Origin of the sequence: Treponema vincentii, assembly GCF_010365865.1 — a bacterium.
GTDB lineage: Bacteria > Spirochaetota > Spirochaetia > Treponematales > Treponemataceae > Treponema.
Genome location: NZ_CP048020.1, coordinates 2,565,684 through 2,581,926, shown reverse-complemented (window position 1 = coordinate 2,581,926; position 16,243 = coordinate 2,565,684). Strand labels below are relative to the sequence as shown.

17 protein-coding genes and 1 tRNA gene are annotated in these 16,243 nt (G+C 43.5%); 9 read left to right on the top strand and 9 right to left on the bottom strand.

From position 1 onward, the window contains the following. Positions 1 to 28: 28 nt before the first annotated feature. Positions 29 to 637: a hypothetical protein gene (locus GWP43_RS12070; RefSeq protein WP_230977710.1), complete on the bottom strand. Its 609-nt coding sequence runs from the start codon at positions 635 to 637 to the stop codon at positions 29 to 31. A gap of 18 nt (positions 638 to 655) precedes the next feature. Next, positions 656 to 877, bottom strand: a complete 222-nt coding sequence (locus tag GWP43_RS15075) for a hypothetical protein (protein WP_230977709.1) — start codon at positions 875 to 877, stop codon at positions 656 to 658. 79 nt (positions 878 to 956) lie between these two features. Here GWP43_RS15075 and GWP43_RS12065 point away from each other — a divergent pair, with 79 nt between their 5' ends. Then, positions 957 to 2,129: an HD-GYP domain-containing protein gene (locus tag GWP43_RS12065; protein ID WP_162664359.1), complete on the top strand. Its 1,173-nt coding sequence runs from the start codon at positions 957 to 959 to the stop codon at positions 2,127 to 2,129. Here the strand turns inward: GWP43_RS12065 and GWP43_RS12060 are convergent, their stop codons facing one another. Beyond that, a complete protein-coding gene (locus GWP43_RS12060) occupies positions 2,130 to 4,592 on the bottom strand; it encodes an endonuclease MutS2 (RefSeq protein ID WP_162664358.1) in 2,463 nt (820 codons plus the stop codon). Between the two features lie 334 nt (positions 4,593 to 4,926). Here GWP43_RS12060 and GWP43_RS12055 point away from each other — a divergent pair, with 334 nt between their 5' ends. The 6 genes from GWP43_RS12055 to GWP43_RS12030 all read left to right on the top strand — a co-directional run bounded on the left by GWP43_RS12055 (position 4,927) and on the right by GWP43_RS12030 (position 10,810). Then, positions 4,927 to 5,787 carry a flagellin N-terminal helical domain-containing protein gene (locus GWP43_RS12055; protein WP_016523188.1) on the top strand — a complete coding sequence of 287 codons (861 nt, stop codon included), beginning with the start codon at positions 4,927 to 4,929 and terminating at the stop codon, positions 5,785 to 5,787. Positions 5,788 to 5,870: 83 nt separating this feature from the next. Continuing rightward, positions 5,871 to 7,586 (top strand): hypothetical protein, encoded by a 1,716-nt coding sequence (locus tag GWP43_RS12050; RefSeq protein ID WP_162664357.1) that lies wholly within the window; start codon positions 5,871 to 5,873, stop codon positions 7,584 to 7,586. Between the two features lie 182 nt (positions 7,587 to 7,768). Next, the gene (locus GWP43_RS12045; protein WP_162664356.1) at positions 7,769 to 8,563 is read left to right on the top strand and encodes a PHP domain-containing protein; all 795 of its coding nucleotides are present in this window, start codon (positions 7,769 to 7,771) and stop codon (positions 8,561 to 8,563) included. Positions 8,564 to 8,612: 49 nt separating this feature from the next. After that, positions 8,613 to 8,912: an acylphosphatase gene (locus GWP43_RS12040; RefSeq protein WP_162664355.1), complete on the top strand. Its 300-nt coding sequence runs from the start codon at positions 8,613 to 8,615 to the stop codon at positions 8,910 to 8,912. Positions 8,913 to 9,220: 308 nt separating this feature from the next. Further along, entirely contained in the window at positions 9,221 to 9,679 is a 459-nt protein-coding gene (locus GWP43_RS12035; RefSeq protein WP_162664354.1) for a hypothetical protein, read from the top strand. A 552-nt stretch (positions 9,680 to 10,231) separates the two neighbouring features. After that, positions 10,232 to 10,810, top strand: a complete 579-nt coding sequence (locus GWP43_RS12030; protein ID WP_162664353.1) for a hypothetical protein — start codon at positions 10,232 to 10,234, stop codon at positions 10,808 to 10,810. Between the two features lie 181 nt (positions 10,811 to 10,991). On the opposite strand, the gene GWP43_RS12025 is transcribed toward GWP43_RS12030, so the two are convergent. The 4 genes from GWP43_RS12025 to GWP43_RS12010 are packed head-to-tail and all read right to left on the bottom strand — an operon-like array spanning position 10,992 to position 13,440. Then, positions 10,992 to 12,194, bottom strand: coding sequence for a coenzyme F420-0:L-glutamate ligase (locus GWP43_RS12025; RefSeq protein ID WP_162664352.1), 1,203 nt, complete (start codon positions 12,192 to 12,194; stop codon positions 10,992 to 10,994). A gap of 56 nt (positions 12,195 to 12,250) precedes the next feature. Beyond that, positions 12,251 to 12,622 (bottom strand): hypothetical protein, encoded by a 372-nt coding sequence (locus GWP43_RS12020; RefSeq protein WP_162664857.1) that lies wholly within the window; start codon positions 12,620 to 12,622, stop codon positions 12,251 to 12,253. A gap of 11 nt (positions 12,623 to 12,633) precedes the next feature. After that, positions 12,634 to 13,026 (bottom strand): (deoxy)nucleoside triphosphate pyrophosphohydrolase, encoded by a 393-nt coding sequence (locus tag GWP43_RS12015; protein ID WP_162664351.1) that lies wholly within the window; start codon positions 13,024 to 13,026, stop codon positions 12,634 to 12,636. Positions 13,027 to 13,029: 3 nt separating this feature from the next. Continuing rightward, positions 13,030 to 13,440 (bottom strand): hypothetical protein, encoded by a 411-nt coding sequence (locus GWP43_RS12010; RefSeq protein ID WP_162664350.1) that lies wholly within the window; start codon positions 13,438 to 13,440, stop codon positions 13,030 to 13,032. Positions 13,441 to 13,589: 149 nt separating this feature from the next. On the opposite strand from GWP43_RS12010, the gene GWP43_RS12005 reads away from it, so the two are divergent. Both GWP43_RS12005 and GWP43_RS12000 read left to right on the top strand, forming a co-directional pair. Next, positions 13,590 to 13,663: transfer RNA gene (locus GWP43_RS12005), tRNA-Ala, on the top strand. Positions 13,664 to 13,745: 82 nt separating this feature from the next. Then, on the top strand, positions 13,746 to 15,398 hold the full coding sequence (locus GWP43_RS12000; protein WP_162664349.1) for a hypothetical protein: 1,653 nt from the start codon (positions 13,746 to 13,748) through the stop codon (positions 15,396 to 15,398). Positions 15,399 to 15,414: 16 nt separating this feature from the next. Here the strand turns inward: GWP43_RS12000 and GWP43_RS11995 are convergent, their stop codons facing one another. Then, on the bottom strand, positions 15,415 to 15,648 hold the full coding sequence (locus GWP43_RS11995) for a hypothetical protein (RefSeq protein WP_162664348.1): 234 nt from the start codon (positions 15,646 to 15,648) through the stop codon (positions 15,415 to 15,417). Further along, positions 15,649 to 16,194: a signal peptidase II gene (gene lspA / locus GWP43_RS11990; protein WP_162664347.1), complete on the bottom strand. Its 546-nt coding sequence runs from the start codon at positions 16,192 to 16,194 to the stop codon at positions 15,649 to 15,651. It lies immediately after the preceding gene. Between the last annotated feature and the right edge of the window lie 49 nt (positions 16,195 to 16,243).

Sequence of the window (16,243 nt, the reverse complement as noted above, 5' to 3'; positions counted from 1 at the left end):
TACAAGGACGGGCAAATGTATCAGGCTGTTAAGAAACCGTCTGAGGTGTTTGCCTCGGTAGTTCATCTTCTTTAAAAAGCCATATCAGTGCATCATCGATTGCTTTTGTGAGAACAAGTATATGTATATTTTGTTTTTCTTTCTGAGCGTATTTTTTCCACTGTTGCAATGAACGTTTTTTTAATTTTCGTTTTTCTTCTTCGATTCTTTTATCTGCTTCGTCTTTGTGCACATCAATGTAATGATATAATCCGCATGCCATAAAATAAACACCAAGCAATCGAACAAACGGTTCTTGTTCCGTTTCCAACATACGCGCGAATTTTTCTGCCGCCTCGTGGTAACGCTTCAACATTTGTGCTGAGAATGCGTCATAAAATGATATCCACGGAGAAGTTTTATGGGGGCTTCCGACAATATGAGTCATAAACTCGGCAAGCCCTTGATAATCATTTGAAAGCAGCTTAGCCGCCGCGAAATGAGGAGCAAAAGTTCTGATATATTCAGGTTTATAGTCCTCTAGTACGCGTTCGAGCCGCCTTAATATCTCAAAATCTCCCAATAAAATACTGATTTCACACAGTAGCTGCACTTTTTTGGCGGTAAGATGGTGCTTTTCAAAAATTTCCGTTTCCAAATAAAGGGAAAGCGCGGGCTAATCTTCAGCTTCAAGGGTTGTTATGAGTTTCCAGTTGTTGATAAAGAACATATTCATTCCCAGAAAGAGAATCGTAAAAAACAGGACGAATATCCAATAGTTTTTAAAAAAGCTGCCGATAAATTCAGTACCGGCAGTAAAGAATGAAAAAGAAAGCACTGTAAAGAAGATAGTTAACAGGATAGCATTAAAGATAATAATAAGCACTTTTAATTTCATTCAAAATCTCCTATAATCTATAAATAGATGGTGCGAATTTTTTAATCGCACTTTCAGTGTACTACAGGAGCGTATTTAAGTGAATACATTGAAACTTTTAGAGCTAAAAACTCCCGTATATTTTACGGAGGATGTGTACATTGATAAAAAGGTTTTATTATTTACAAGGGAAAGCTGCTTTACGGAGGAATTAAAAAGACTCCTTTCCGAATGGCAGTTTACGATTCTGTATACAAAAGGGATTGTAACCGAGACAGATCCTCAAAAAAAGGAAGATAAGAGCGGTGAAAAGCTCGGTGCAAATGGTAATGTTCAAGCTGTACCCGAGCAAAAACTTTCGGGAGAATTGGTAGAAAAGACTTATCAAAGATTCTATACTTTTACTGACGAGGTGTATGGCGCATACCGTAACAAGCAAGCTCTCAATACCGAAAAGGTAATTGCTAAGATGAAGGAATTTTGCACTTTTGTACAAGAAAACCGGCAGTCAGTACTTATTTTGCAATCTATTATGCCGTATGATGTAGACAATTTCCTTGTTACCCATTCGCTCCGTTCGGCGGTTTTTGCCATTGTAATCGGTATGGAACTCAAAATGCAAAGGCACCAGCTGGTTGATTTGGCAACCGCAGCCTTGATGCATGAGATAGGTCTTATTCATATTTCCGAAGATATTTATTCCAGAGCGGGTGAATTATCAGATGAAGAAAAAAAGTACTTATATGTGCATCCTGTGCTGTCTTGTAAAATATTAAAAAAAGCAAAGTTTCCATTACCGATTTGCTTAGGAACGCTCGATCATCATGAGCGTGAAAACGGTACGGGATACCCTCAAAAGCTGACCGGTGAAAAGATTTCTCTTTATGGAAAGATTCTGGCGGTTGTCTGTTCTTATGAAGCAATGACCGGCGAACGCAAATATAAAAAGGCCGAAGACCCTTCAACAGGCTTATTAAATGTTTTACGGCGGGAGTCCTCACAATATGATGAGGAGGTTTTGAAAGCGTTTTTGAATGCGCTGTCGTTTTTCCCGATCGGTAGTTTTGTCTATCTCTCAAATAATACTGTTGCGCAGGTGATCGACAATAATTCGGAGGATCCCCGTTTCCCCATCGTACGTATTATCGATAAATCTGCAAAAGGAGCTTTTTCGGAAGCAATTCGAACCTCAATGGAGGGTATCCGTATCATGCGCCCCGCCCGCAAAGAAGAATGGATTGCTGCTCTTGGCAAGGGTAAAAAGGAAAAATAACTACCTCAAGTGTACAACAGTTTTGCCGGTGCCGCCGTGTTCGGGGCGGGCAAAGAAAAACTCCGCAACGTACGGAGTTGAGGCAAGTTTTTCTTGTACCATTGTTTGCAGTATCCCGTTACCCTTCCCGTGTACAATCGAAAATTCCTGCATATTATGCATCAGGGCGAGATCAAGCTGGTTCTGTAGGCACTTTTCCGCTTCGTCAAGGCGCATGCCCAAAAGGCGCAGCTCAAGCTCAGGGCGGCTTTCTTTGTGCAGCTCCGCCTCTATGATAACCTGCGGTGTGCGTAACGGTGCGGCTGCTGGTGTGTTAAGCGGTTCAAGTTTATCGGCGGGGAATGTCATCTTAACGGTATCGACCGCCACCAGCCAATTCTTTTTTTCTTTCCGGATAATGATGCCGCGCCGATGTAGGTGGGGGATAAACACTTCTATGCCTTCGGCAAGTGTTTCCCTTGCAGAAGCGTCGCATGCGAGAACGCCGTTTGCCAAAACGCCGGTTGCAGGCATACCGTTTGCCGGTTTTCCGTGTGCTTGTGCCTGCTCACGATTTCGAAGCGCCTGCTGTAGGGTGGAAAGTTCCTCCTGTTCATTGCGGATATCCGTTTGCTCTTCTGCAAGTGTTGCCCCGAAATCGGCAAAGAACTGCTTGAGCTTAGTCGTTTTTTCGTGCGTCAGTTCCCCTTCTTGGATTTCCCGCACAAGGTTTTCTATTTCGTTACGTTTTTGCTCAAATAGATCATTCAACCGTTTATAGCCCTGCAAGCGGAGAACTTGCTCTTTTTGGCGAAGCTTGAGCGTGTTTAAATCGAAGCGGCGCTGCTTTTCTCGCAACGCCTTTTCTGTCTCGTCTTTTTCCCGCTCAAAGACGGCGAGCTGCTCATGCTTTTCCATCAGCCCCTTGATGAGGGCGGCGGCATCGGCGGAACTGTCTGCCATATACGCACGTGCGGCGCGGATAACGTCGGGGCTTAATCCGTTTTTTTCTGCAATATCGACGGCGCGGCTTTCACCGGGGATGCCCATCAGTATCCGGTATGAAGGGCGCAGTGTCGCCTCGTCAAAGGATACGGAGGCATTCACGCAGCCGCTTTTCCGGTACGCATAGTTTTTCAGTACACCGTGATGGCTCGTTACAAAGACCCGCGAGCGGCGGGCAAACAGCTCATCCAAAATCGCCATGGCGAGTGCGCCGCCCTCTTGAGGGTCGGTACCGCTGCCGAGTTCGTCGAGGAGGATAAGGCTTTCTTCATCCGCCGCCGCCAAAAGCTCCCCGACGGTGCGCATATAGGCGGAAAAGGTGGAAAGCGAGCGGTCGAGCGACTGCTCATCTCCGATAGCGCAGCCGACGTAGCGGAACACCGGCAGCCGTGTTTCTTCCCCTGCGAGTACCGGCCAGCCGGTTTGATTCAATAGAACAAAGAGGGCGGCGGTCTTTAAACTGACGGTTTTGCCGCCGGTGTTTGGCCCGGTGATAATCAGTATCCGCTCTTCCGGTGCCAGTTTCAGGTCGATGGGAACCGCCGCCGCGCCGAGTAGCGGGTGCCGCGCCGTCTGTAAATAAAAGTACTGAGAATTCCCCGTGTCGGGTACAAACACACCGTTTTCCGTATATGCCCAGCGGGCGGCGGCCGCGGCGCAATCCAGTTCCAGCACAAGATCGTATGCCCGTTCAAGCGCTTCCGCTTCCTCCGCGAGCTTTGCACTGATGCTCACCAACAGGCGGTGCAGCTCCTGTTCATACTCTGCCTGCGCCCGCATCAATTCGTTATTACGCAGTACAATGCTTTCAGGTTCAAGGTAAAAGCTTTGCCCCGACTGGGAGTATTCGTGGATAATGCCCTTAATCCGCCCCTTAAAGTTGGAACGCACGGCAATAACCTGCCTGCCGTTCCGCAGCACGGGCGTAGGCGTTTGCAGCATTCCCTTGGTAGACTCGTCGGTGCAGTAGCTCCGCATTGTTTTTTCGATATCGGCTTCGATACGTTGCATCTTTTTTCGGATTGCCGTCAACGAGGGGATATCGCGCAGTGCTCCGTTTTTATCGATAAACGAAAACACCGCCTGCTCGGTTTGCGGAAGCGGCGGTATCGATTCGATGAGCGTACATGCGGCACTGTCCGTCCGCTTTTGCTTTATAGCCCACGCCTTCAACTCACCGACTTGCAGCGCTAAAAGCCCCGCCGCGTAGAGTTCCTCTACGGTAAGGCAAACGCCTGCGGTATGCAGCTGTTTTAATACGGAAGCGAGCGGTGGGAGATTTTTAATAGGCAGCGGTTCGTCAGCTTGCAAAAACGAGAGAATATCCCGACCGAGCTCTTTCGTTGCGGCAATCTCCGCCGCATCTTGCAGCGGCCGTTTTTGTAGGCAGCGTACTCGTGCCTCTTCAGATTTACAATATCCTGCGATAATCTCCGCGATGCGGAAAAATTCTAAAACTTCGAATGTATGCGGTGTCATTACGCTCCTTACCCACTTCTGTTATAAGCGATAAATAGTCTATCAGTTTTTACTATTTATCGAAAGAGGTTTGTAATATGCATGTAATACGTTGATCCTGATCTAAATCTACCGATAACCTTTATATTTTTTAATTTTTCTTCTTAAGTGTTTTGCTATAACTCCGATATATGTAATAAGCACAGTGAAAAGGTTGTGCGCCTTGCATTGTGTTACGTTCTTCTGTGTCGGATAGCAGAGGATCTGGAAAATAATTATTGACATATCGGCAGGGATGCCGTGACGGACGCCGTAAGGTAAAAAACTCGTCAAAAATCGCCGAAGGAGTAGCAATATGATCATTAATCACAACATGAGCGCTATGTTTGCACAGAGAACTCTTGGTCAAACCAACGTGTATACTCAGAAAAACATAGAAAAACTTTCATCCGGTTTACGCATCAATCGTGCAGGGGATGATGCTTCCGGCTTAGCAGTTTCCGAAAAAATGCGAAGCCAAATCCGCGGCTTAAATAGAGCAAGTGCCAACGCTCAAGACGGCATTTCCTTTATTCAAGTTGCCGAAGCGTTCTTGCAGGAAACAACTGATGTTATGCAGCGTATCCGTGAATTAAGCGTTCAGTCTTCAAACGGTATTTACAGCGCTGAAGACCGCTTGTACATCCAGGTTGAAGTATCTCAGCTTGTTGCTGAAGTTGACCGGATCGCAAGTCACGCACAGTTCAACGGTATGAATATGCTTACCGGTCGTTTCGCTCGTGAAACAGGAGAAAACACCGTTACCGCCTCTATGTGGTTCCATATCGGCGCCAACATGGATCAGCGCGTACGTGCGTATGTCGGTACTATGACCGCTAAAGCACTTGGTGTTCGCGACATTGGTGACGAATCGATCCTTACAATCGATACGCCTGAAACAGCAAACCGTGCAATCGGTACCATTGATGAAGCCATCAAGAAGATCAACAAGCAGCGGGCTGATCTTGGTGCATACCAGAACAGACTCGAAATGAGCGTTGTCGGTATCAATGTTGCAGCGGAAAACCTCCAAGCCTCGGAGTCACGCATACGTGATGTTGACATGGCTAAGGAGATGGTAGAATTCACCAGAAACCAGATCCTGACGCAGTCCGGTACGGCAATGCTTGCACAAGCAAACCAGCAGACTCAAAGTGTGATGTCGCTGTTGCGCTAAGCATTAAAGAGTGACGGAAAGGGTTGCCTCCTACTAGGAAGCAACCCTTTTTTTTGCTATAATCAATCTAAAAGTTATATATTATGCGGCAACTTACCGAACTTGATGTTTATATTTTAAAGCAAGAATTTCCCGGACTCAGTCTGAGCGAAGATCCTGACATTGAACGTTATTTTGAATTCCGTTCTTTGAATAGGCAAGCAGAGGCATTGCGGCTCTATAATACAAAATTAATACATCGATATCCTGATAATAAGATGCGGGTGCAGTTGATGACTTATTACCGAAAGCGTGATTATCGATTTCATATTTTGTTTACCGATTCGCTTATTCAGCTTGCGGATAGGACTATTATTCAGGTAAAAAGGGTTATTGTCTTTTTTGCGAATACCATTGCCCCGCTTAAGCGTGCGAAGGTTTATACGATTATTAAAGTATGCGAAAATGTCATTAATGCCATTTCTCCGAATCGATTTGCCGCCATTAGTTTTACCGAAAAATACACGCGGTATGCCGAAAGGCTCAAGTATCATGCTGCCGATATGCGGCAGGCTGCCGATATCATTCGTATGTATATTACCGATACAATTTCTTCGGTAAGAGAATACCGTGAAGAATGTAGTCGGAAAGATGCTCAGGAAAAAGCGCGGAGAGCGATTCAAAGGGCGCAGACTTCCGTTATCGATTTCTCAAAGATTGTTTTTACTAAAAAACAAATTGCATCGATAACTATTTCTACGTCTATAACCCGTGTTGAAGATAAGGTACTCGCCTATATTATGAAATATTGGAATCGCTATGCTGATGGTGCTTTTGAAAATATATTGCTCTTGTATAGCAGAAAGTACGGTACCAATCATTATGCAATTTTTCATGCGATAAAAGTAGGCAGAGTGCGTAATTGGAAAGATGAAGAGCTGCTTCATGCAGTGCTCGCGAATGTAGCACAAGGGTACTATTACAGCATCTCCGGGGATCTATACCTACAACGTGCTTGGAAGAAGTTGAAGCTCTGTGTGGAACCAGCTGATCAGTCTCCGCCTTCGCAGGCTAAAGGATTGCCGGTACCGGCTGTAAAAAAAGCAAAAGCGGCAAAACGGTCAAAAAAACAGACTGAAAAAGTATCGGTTCAAGAAACGAACAAAGCGGAAAAGGAAACTGCTTCCATACGTAAGAAAAAAGAGACGAAAAAAAATGCTCAGGCTAATTCGGCTTCCGTGTCCGGAGCTGCGATGCCGTCTGCAAAAAAAGTATTGCAAAAAAACACAGTAGCAGCATCCGAATCAAGAAAGAGTACGAAATCGGTTGTATCAATTAAATCTGCATCGATCGGTTCTGAAACAAGTAAAGCCGCATCGGGTCGACCGGTTGCAGACCGGCAGGAAGTACTTAAACTAGCCGCTGGTAAGTCTGTATCAGTCCAGCCGACTGTAGAAGAAGCATCGGCTCCCGTTCAAATATACCCTATCAATGAATCTAAAGGTTTACCGGCATCCATCGCCGAAACGGTAAAAAAAGTAACGGGCAAAAGCTACGGCATCTATCGCGATCTCTTCTTTAAAGAAGTCCGCTCGGCAATCCGTACGATTCTCCAACATTCGGCAGTACAAAAATTATCGTTCTTTGGCAACGAACAAAACAACGCCGAAAATATCATCTATCAATTTTTAGAAACTAATTACGATAATCCCTATCAGCAATGGCAGGGCAGCAAAGAACAAGCCGATGTGTTCGCACAGGGCTTCCGTATTGACAGCCTCGAACCGATTATCCGCCTTTGGGCACAAAACACTCTCTGACGCACAGGACAATCGCATCAGATGCTTTGGCAATATCCCCGAAAAATCAGGAGGCCGTTCAACTCTGGTCGAATAGTCTCAATTTTTCCGCGGGGGTGTTAAAAAAACGGCCTGATGCGTTTACCCTGACGTTTACCCGGCGGAAGTTTGACATTTGAGGGGCTTACCGATATACTTTTTTTATGCTCAGTAATTTTCATACCCACACTTATCTGTGCAAACACGCTGAGGGCACTCCGCTTGATTATGTACGGCAGGCAGCATCCGACGGTTGTTCTGCGCTTGGGTTTTCCGACCATTGTCCTTATCCCCATGACGACATGTGGCTCTATTGCCGGATGGCAGCAGCGGATATACCACTGTATAAGCGCCTTGTTGAAGACGCAAAAAAGGAAGCTGATTTTCCCGTGTATTTCGGTTTTGAATGTGAATGGTCGCCGCAGCACCGCAGCTGGTTTAAGGATGAGTTAATCGGCCGCTACGGAGCCGACTATTTGGTGTTCGGTTCACACTGGTTTCCGCTGCACGGCGGACTTGAATATATTGCGACCGTTACCGAAAGACGCCTGCTGCATACCTATATCGATTTTACGATTGAAGGGATGAAGTCGGGGCTCTATGCATTTTTGGCTCATCCCGATTTGTTTTTGAGTAGCATCCGGTCTATTGATGCGGACTGCCTTACCTGCATTGATGCGCTCATCGATGCTGCAAATGATTTGGGAATGCCGCTTGAAATCAATGGCTACGGGTTGATTAAATCGAAGGTGCGGCGGGATTACGGTGCGGACTATCAATATCCCGTAGCAGCGTTTTGGAAACGAGCGGCGCAAAAAAATGCCCGTATTATCTGCAATGCTGATGCGCACCAAATAGAACAGGTTTTAGCAGGAGTGCAGAACGGTATCGAGTATGCGGAAGACCTCGGCATACCGATAATCGATGCGGCGGAAGCGCTGGGCTTTGCGCATAAGTAGGATAAGTTCACCGGTATGTTGAAAGAGGTCATTTTTTTGAGGATACGCTATGCGTAAGGATGCGCCGCATACTACCGAACGGAAAGCAGCTCGTGCCCTTGTGGAAGGACGGGTGCAGGGCGTCGGGTTCCGTTATTGGACGGTACAGGTTGCACGGGAATTCGGCATTACCGGCTGGGTACGGAACTGTCCCGACTATTCGGTGGAGATATTTGCAGAAGGAGACGGCGCCACGCTCTATGACTTTTTCAATGTGGTACAGCACAGTCATCCCCGTGCGTATATTTCCAATTTTACAATTACGGCTGCGCAGTATCAGGGGTTGGAGTCTTTCGACGTCCGCTTTTGAAAATATGCATACCGTCTACGGCGTTACTGCACAAAAATAAATGCTGAATAAAAACTGAGTTTTTCATGTGTTTAGAGGAAAGGTCGTCTATGGGGATATAAAAATCTTAAAACTATAATTTTTGAAAAATTATTTTCAAGGCGATGTCGAAGATAAATGGGAGGGAGCCTTCGGCAATAATGTTGATGTTGTCGGATGCAAAGGTGTTACTGCTACTGGGACAGAAAGCTTTAATGGCCGGGGTATGTGTGGTAAGCAAATATATACTCTAAGGAAGATATATGAGAAAAACGTTGAGGGGTGAGTAAATGAAAAAGAAGTGTTTATTTATTTTTTGTGTTTTTGCTTTTATGTTTTGCGTTGGTTTGTTGTATTTGTCTATAAGTGTTATAAATGATAGGTCGCCTAAAATTGATAAGCAATTAAAGTTTATTGGGAAATTAAAAATGTATTTAATAGTGAATAATAACTTATCCAACGATATTATTTTTTATGATGGAGATGCACAAAGATTTTCTGATCTATTAAATGAAATAAAGAATGGAAAGGAGATCGCAATAGAAAATGTACCTAAGTGCGTGATATTTGAAGGAGTTTATCATATTGAATTAATTACAATGGATGGCAAAAAGTATTCTTATGAAATGGAGACAGAGAATGTTATTTACGATATGACGAATAATGTATTTATAAAAGTCAGTATGATAGATAGATTAAGAGCATTAACATTACAATATTTATTACAACAGCATTATTCTTTGAAATAACAATTAATGAAATATTACTTCAAGAATTGGATGTATTGGCAGAAAAGAAAAGATAAAAGATAAATGCTGGTGGAATATGCCGATGAAATATTGGCACGCATACCCTGAAGATATGCTTATAAGCGGTAAGATCAGCGCCTTTGATTGGACATGGTGGTTATGATATAGGGAACTTCTGAAAACTGAAAAGGCGAAAGAATAGGATGAATAGGCGGACTGCTCGGATTTGTTTTTATATTACTTTAGTGACATGTTTTATTGTAATTATATTGTATATAATTGGATATAGAGGAACCTAAATTTTATATTATCTCCTCGGTGCTATTGCTGGTGCAGGAATGTTTCCAACTTGCTATTTAGATTTCAAAAATGACTGTAACAATGATAAAGTATCACCTTCTAATATTAAAGGGTTAGTCGCAACGGTCTTTGTTTTTCTGATTTGCTTTTTTATGCTAATTAAGACATTGATTGGATAAATCCCCTTTCAGTGAGAACAGCTGATTTTTTTTAATTTAGTGATTCATCAATTCAAAGTCAAGGAGGACGTCGATGGCCTTAAAACGAAAGCTTATTTTCAGTGTAGTCTTTATTTTTGTTGCGCATATCGCGTGTGGGCAAGTTTTACAAGTTGCCGATAAAAAAGGAGATTGGACCGTTAGTATCTATAAATATGACAAGGCGTATACTACCATTGAAGCGGTTAATCTGAGAAATAGAAAGAATATAAAAATTGAAGGAATTACGAGGCTTGATCCTCGTATGTATTGGCTTAATGAAGATATACTAAGGATTGACTTTGGTAGTGCTGTTGCACCGGATATATCATCATATTTCTTTTCTACCAAGTATGAAAAATTTTCAAATCATATTTTTCTTGTAACAAATTTTGTAGATTTGAATAACGAATTGGTTCTCTGTGCAGATACTACTATTTCGATAGTAGATATATTTAATGCTGGAAAAAGTACTATACTCATACTACCGCATGATATTTTTCGTGCTGGGTGTTATTGGTTTTGTATAGGAAAAAAAACTAAATTTGATAATAAGACTTTATTTTTAGAGTATTTGGTTGAAGGGAACAATATGGATACATATAAAATAAAAGAATATGAAATTCCTAAGTAAAATATTGAATAATGGCAAAAATAATACGTATCCAGCAATTTTAACTAAAACAATTAGGGGCTGTTGGAATGATAAAAAATAAAATTTTAATAACTCTTATGATTTTTTCTTTCCTACTATTATGCTGTGTATCTATTTATCTGGTTCGATTTCCCTTTCGTCAGTACCAATATTCAGTATTTCATTCACCGAATTTATTAAAGTAGCCTTGAATAAAAATGATCGGTGTCCCTTTATCGCCGCTGCCGGAGGTAAGGTCGCATAGCGAACCGATTAAGTCGGTTAATTGGCGAGGGGTCGTTCCTTGGGCTTCTTTTTGATCAATCTGTGACGAAAGGGCATTTTTTTTATGCTCGCTGATGTAAGTAACCATTGCTTGGTACTGTTCTTTATCGGACAAATCCTTAAAGTTGTTGTCCGCAAGGTATTTCAATTTTACCTCATGCGGCGTTCCGGATAGTCCTGCGGTAAAGCCGGGGGACACAACAGGATCGGCAAGCTCCCAAATCTTTCCGACAGGGTCTTTAAATGCTCCGTCGCCGTATACCATCACTTCAACCGTTTTGCCGGTTTTTTCTTTAAGCATGCACTGAATCTTTTCTACCAATGCTTGGCAATTGTTCGGAAAGAGCTTGATGGAATCTTCCGTCGCCTTGTTTGATCCGAGCAATCCGTACTTGTTGTTATATCCGCTACCGTTAACAGGGTGGGACAGTACATCGTCAAGCCCGTACACGCGGCTCGCACCGTGTTCCGCTAAGCGCCGTTTCGTATTTTCCCGCGTGTGGATATCGCAGGCGAGTACATATTTTGTTTCGGAAAGAACAGCGCACGGATCATTTGCCAGTAGGATAGAAGATTGTGCATTGTATTTTTTAATGATTGAGTTATAAAAAGAGATATAATCGATACCCGTAAACGGGTGTTTATATGCCCCGAAGCGCTGCGTAAACTCCTCAGCTGTAAAAGTATCCTGCCACGGATTTATCGCTTCCGCTTTACCCGTATCAGGATCCATCAGTCGGTTGCCTACCTCGTCGGAAGGGTAGCTCAGCACAACCGTCAGTCTGTTTCCCGCCTTTGCGATACCCTCCAAGCAGATAGCAAAACGATTTCTACTCAATATAGGGAAAACTAATCCGATGTGCTCGGTTCCGAATTTTGCCCGTATGTCGGTGGCAATTTGGTCGATGGAAGCATAATTCCCCTGCGAGCGTGCCACCACGGACTCCGTTATGGCAAGGATATCCCGGTCATGAATGGAAAAGCCTTCCGTTTCCGCCGCCGACAAGAGCGTATCAACCGCTATTGCGGCAATATCATCTCCGGCATGTACAATGGGTGCTATCAATCCCCGCGAAACCGTTCCGATCTTCTGAGGCATAATCTCTCCTTAGGATACCCCTGCGCGCACTCGGCTATTGAGGGTATTCTTCCATTTTATTTTAACCGGGCGGCAGCTGTTTCGGCTTTTGCCCTGCTTGGGTATAACTCTACACAGGAGCGTTGCAGCCAGCCATCCGTAAGGTGTACCCACAGTTCGCTCTCCGAATCTCTTGATACGAATTGCGTTCCTGTTACTTCGTAAATCTCCTTTCGCCGCGCATGGTTGACAATAATACCGTTTACTCCCGGGCTATCTTTTAACGAGATATACGTCTCGGTAATTACGGCAAACCGGTCGGCATCGTTTAAGGCGGAATCGGACGGCAGCGTAATTGAATCCAAACTTGCATGCCGTGTACAAGAAACCAAGCAGAACAAGAGACAAGCGATGGTGCATAATGTTGTAGTACTGCCGCCCCGTATCATATTTTTCACAATTATAACCGATAAAACTTTCGGAGTTCGGGAATGAACAGCGCATCAGACGGGACAATCGAAATATCCTGCAGCTCATCAATCGAAAACCATTTTAATTCAGAATGCACGGAAGAAGCACATGGTCGATCCTTTGGAATAATTACTTCGTAAGCAAAAAGATCGAAATTACGGTGTTCGTTTTGGAAATGCTTATGTGCAATGAATTGCCCGACGGATATGCGGACGGCGAGTTCCTCTTCATACTCGCGGATTAAAGCCTGCTGATGCGTTTCGCCTTCTTCGCACTTTCCTCCCGGAAACTCCCAATGCTCTCCGACATCGCCGCCTGGTGTTCGCAAGCCAAGCAGGAACTTGTTATCCTTGCGGACAATACCTACTACCGATTGGCGCATAGGCTATAAGAACAGTACCTGTGAAAAAAGCAGGTGAGTAACACCGGCAAACAGGCAGAAGAAGCCTATCGGCTGTTCAAAGGCAAGAATACGGGTAAAGAACGGCGGCAGCGTCAAATGATTTTCAGAGGCTTTAACCCAGCGGTCAAAAAATACGATACAACCGAGTATACCTGAAAGTGCGGGGATAATATCGCCGACTATCGGAGCACTTCCTCCGGCGGGGCCAACAACGGGGCTAAGCAGTTTAAATACGGCTGAAATTCCTGAAAAGATCAGGAGTACCAGCAAGAAAGTCGGATCATTTAAAAGAGGATATTTGATGTTGAATTCCTCTTTGTTTTTTGCGGAAAGGAGTAAAATCCCCCCCATCATTAAATTTGTGGTGACGGAAAGAAAGTAGAATGGTAACATATATGTGCCCCCGTAACGCATAATAAGCATTGTTAATAGAATAACGCATTTATAAAAAAAAAGCAATTCATGTCGCACATTCTTCTGGCACTCCTGCTTCAGGGCTTGACCTAAAATGGAATTTCCTTCATAATTATTTCGTTGTCTTTGGGGGTGTAGCTCAGTTGGCTAGAGCGCTTGCATGGCATGCAAGAGGTCAGGGGTTCAATTCCCCTCACCTCCAGATAAAACCAACAACCACGACGCGAGCGTCGGGGCATTAAACCCTCCACACAAATAAAAAGAAGGTAGGAATAGAACCGCGTATGGATATATCAAATCTTGATCCTGATCTCGCAGCCTTATTGGAAGATATTCCTGTAGCTCCCTCTGCCCCTTCGCTTGATCTTTTTGATGATATTGGCGATGATATTCTCCTATCCGCTTCACCGGAAGCTTCCGGTAGTTCTGAACCGAGTCCTGCCCGTGTTGATCTTACTGTTAAAGCTTTCCCTAAAATCGAACATTTTTATAATAAAACGCCGCATACCTATTTTGATTCAGCGGATTTTTATAAAAGAGTGCTAAAAAATTGTGGTGAGGCTTCTCAGCGTTTGCATAATACGCTCACAAAATATCTTACCACCCGCGATCAGAAAGACCGTACCGTATACCGGCAGCAGCTTGTCACAAATTATTGGCAGTTTATTTCCGTACTTGTATTAAAATTACCAACAGATGAATTCGGAATTGAAAAAAAGTATGCGTTGCGGTACGGGCTCATTTTGCCGACGCTTTTAACTGCTGAACAAAAAGATACGTTTGCAAAGATTATCGATGAAAATTCCTACAATGAACCTGTTTATTACCTTGATGAGTGGTTCCATGATATTGCTGTCGGATTGATTAATCCTTCTTCCACTGACGAGGTACGGACAAAACAAAAAAATATTTCGACTCATTTCCAGCAACTGCTTAATAAGGCTCAGGGCAAATTGCAAAGTGCGGAAAATTTGCTCCGTGCAAAATCGGATGAGCGCTCTAATGCGGAAGAATTAGTAAAAAATCAAATTCATGAGCTATTTGTACATGATAGTCTTGCCGGTTTTGCAGGAATAAAAGCGCCTTTTACTGAAATACAGAAGCGTAATGTAAGCGATCTGGGTGACAGCTTGAGGCGGATTCTTGCACTGGATAAAGAACTGACAAATTTTTTGAATGAGTACCATCGTGTAGATGAAGATGTCCGTTTGTTAAAAGAAAAAATCGAGGTGAGCGGCGACGGCGAGTTGAACGTCTCCGATGTAAATACGGAGCTTGAAACCGTTCGACAAATGGTTAAGATGACCTGCGGGCGACAAGGGAATCACTTTCCTATTTTATCGCGCGAATTTTTCCGGTGTACACCGAACGAAATCGGTATTAGAGAAAACGTATTGGATATTATGCGCTGGATTGAAAGTATTGATTGCGAAGCGTACTGCCGGCAGTACCGTTCTCAACTGAATAGGATACCTCCGTTTGTCGTACTTATTCCCTCTTATGGTGATATCGGTTTTTGTTGGGAACCCTTCGATCGGTATAATCGCGTAACCAGCCGCGGGCGTATTGCAATTCCAATGTATACAAAAAATTTGAAAAATGCACTTTTAACAGCTACCGCTGACCTTCGATGGCAAGTTGCAAAGGAAAAGGCTTCGTACTATTGGATGGAAGAGGGATTAACCGGCAATTACTATCAATGGTTCCAGGCTCAAAAACTGAAAGGTGATGTAAAAGAGTACTTTATCGAAGATTATTTAATCTGGATGACTAAGGAAAGTGAAGGAATACAAAAGCTCGATAAAGAAGTACGCAACGTATTCTGGCGATATATGCCGTTCAGCAAGGCTGTCAAGGAAGAACTGAAAAACCGTGCACCTATTTATCAAGAGCTGTGCCAGAAAGATTTAAACCGCCAGATGTCCGACGGTTATTAATCCCTATTTTAACTGCTTATTTTTTGTTATTTAATCCGTACTTATTCATTATTTTCTTCATTATCTTACCGTAAAAGAAAAACGACAAGATAATACCGGCAATAACAGAAAAGGGCAGCGCTGCTAAAATATGTTCATTCACGAATTTTGCCAGCAAAATAATAATTGTGGCACATACTGCGCTACATCCGGCGATAAGCACGAGTGTTATCAATGTCCCGATAATCAGAAAAAGAATAATATTCCGCATTTATTCCCCGTCTTTTGGTGCTTCCGGAGTTTTGCTTTTCCCTTTCCACTCTTGTATGAGAAGGGCAACAAATAAGCCTGCTCCACATATTACAATAGCGGAATCTGCGATGTTAAATGTTGGCCAGCGTTCCAAACCGAAAAGACCGAAAAATTTAACATCGATAAAATCTACAACGCCTTCCGCTCTAAAAAAACGATCGAGTAAATTGCTTATCCCGCCGCCGATAATACCGCTTAAAAACCAGCGCTGCACCCGTGAGAACTCCGATTTAAAATAGACTACGCAGATACCGGCAATAAAGCAGGCAGGGATACAGGCCATTACAATAAGGCGTGTAATAGAGGAAAGTCTACTTCCTAGGCTGAAGGCTGCCCCAGTATTGTAAACACAGACAATTCGTATGAGGTCTCCAAAAAAAGAAGCCCCCACAGACCACGGATCAATCGATTTAATAATCAGCCATTTGGTTAGTTGATCAAACGCAATAACCGCAAAGGTTAATATAAGCGGTAAGAAGTAATCTCGCTTGTTTTTTATATTCATCCCTACAGTATAGCCAAATTTTTTCGAAAGGTCTACAAACTTTATCAGA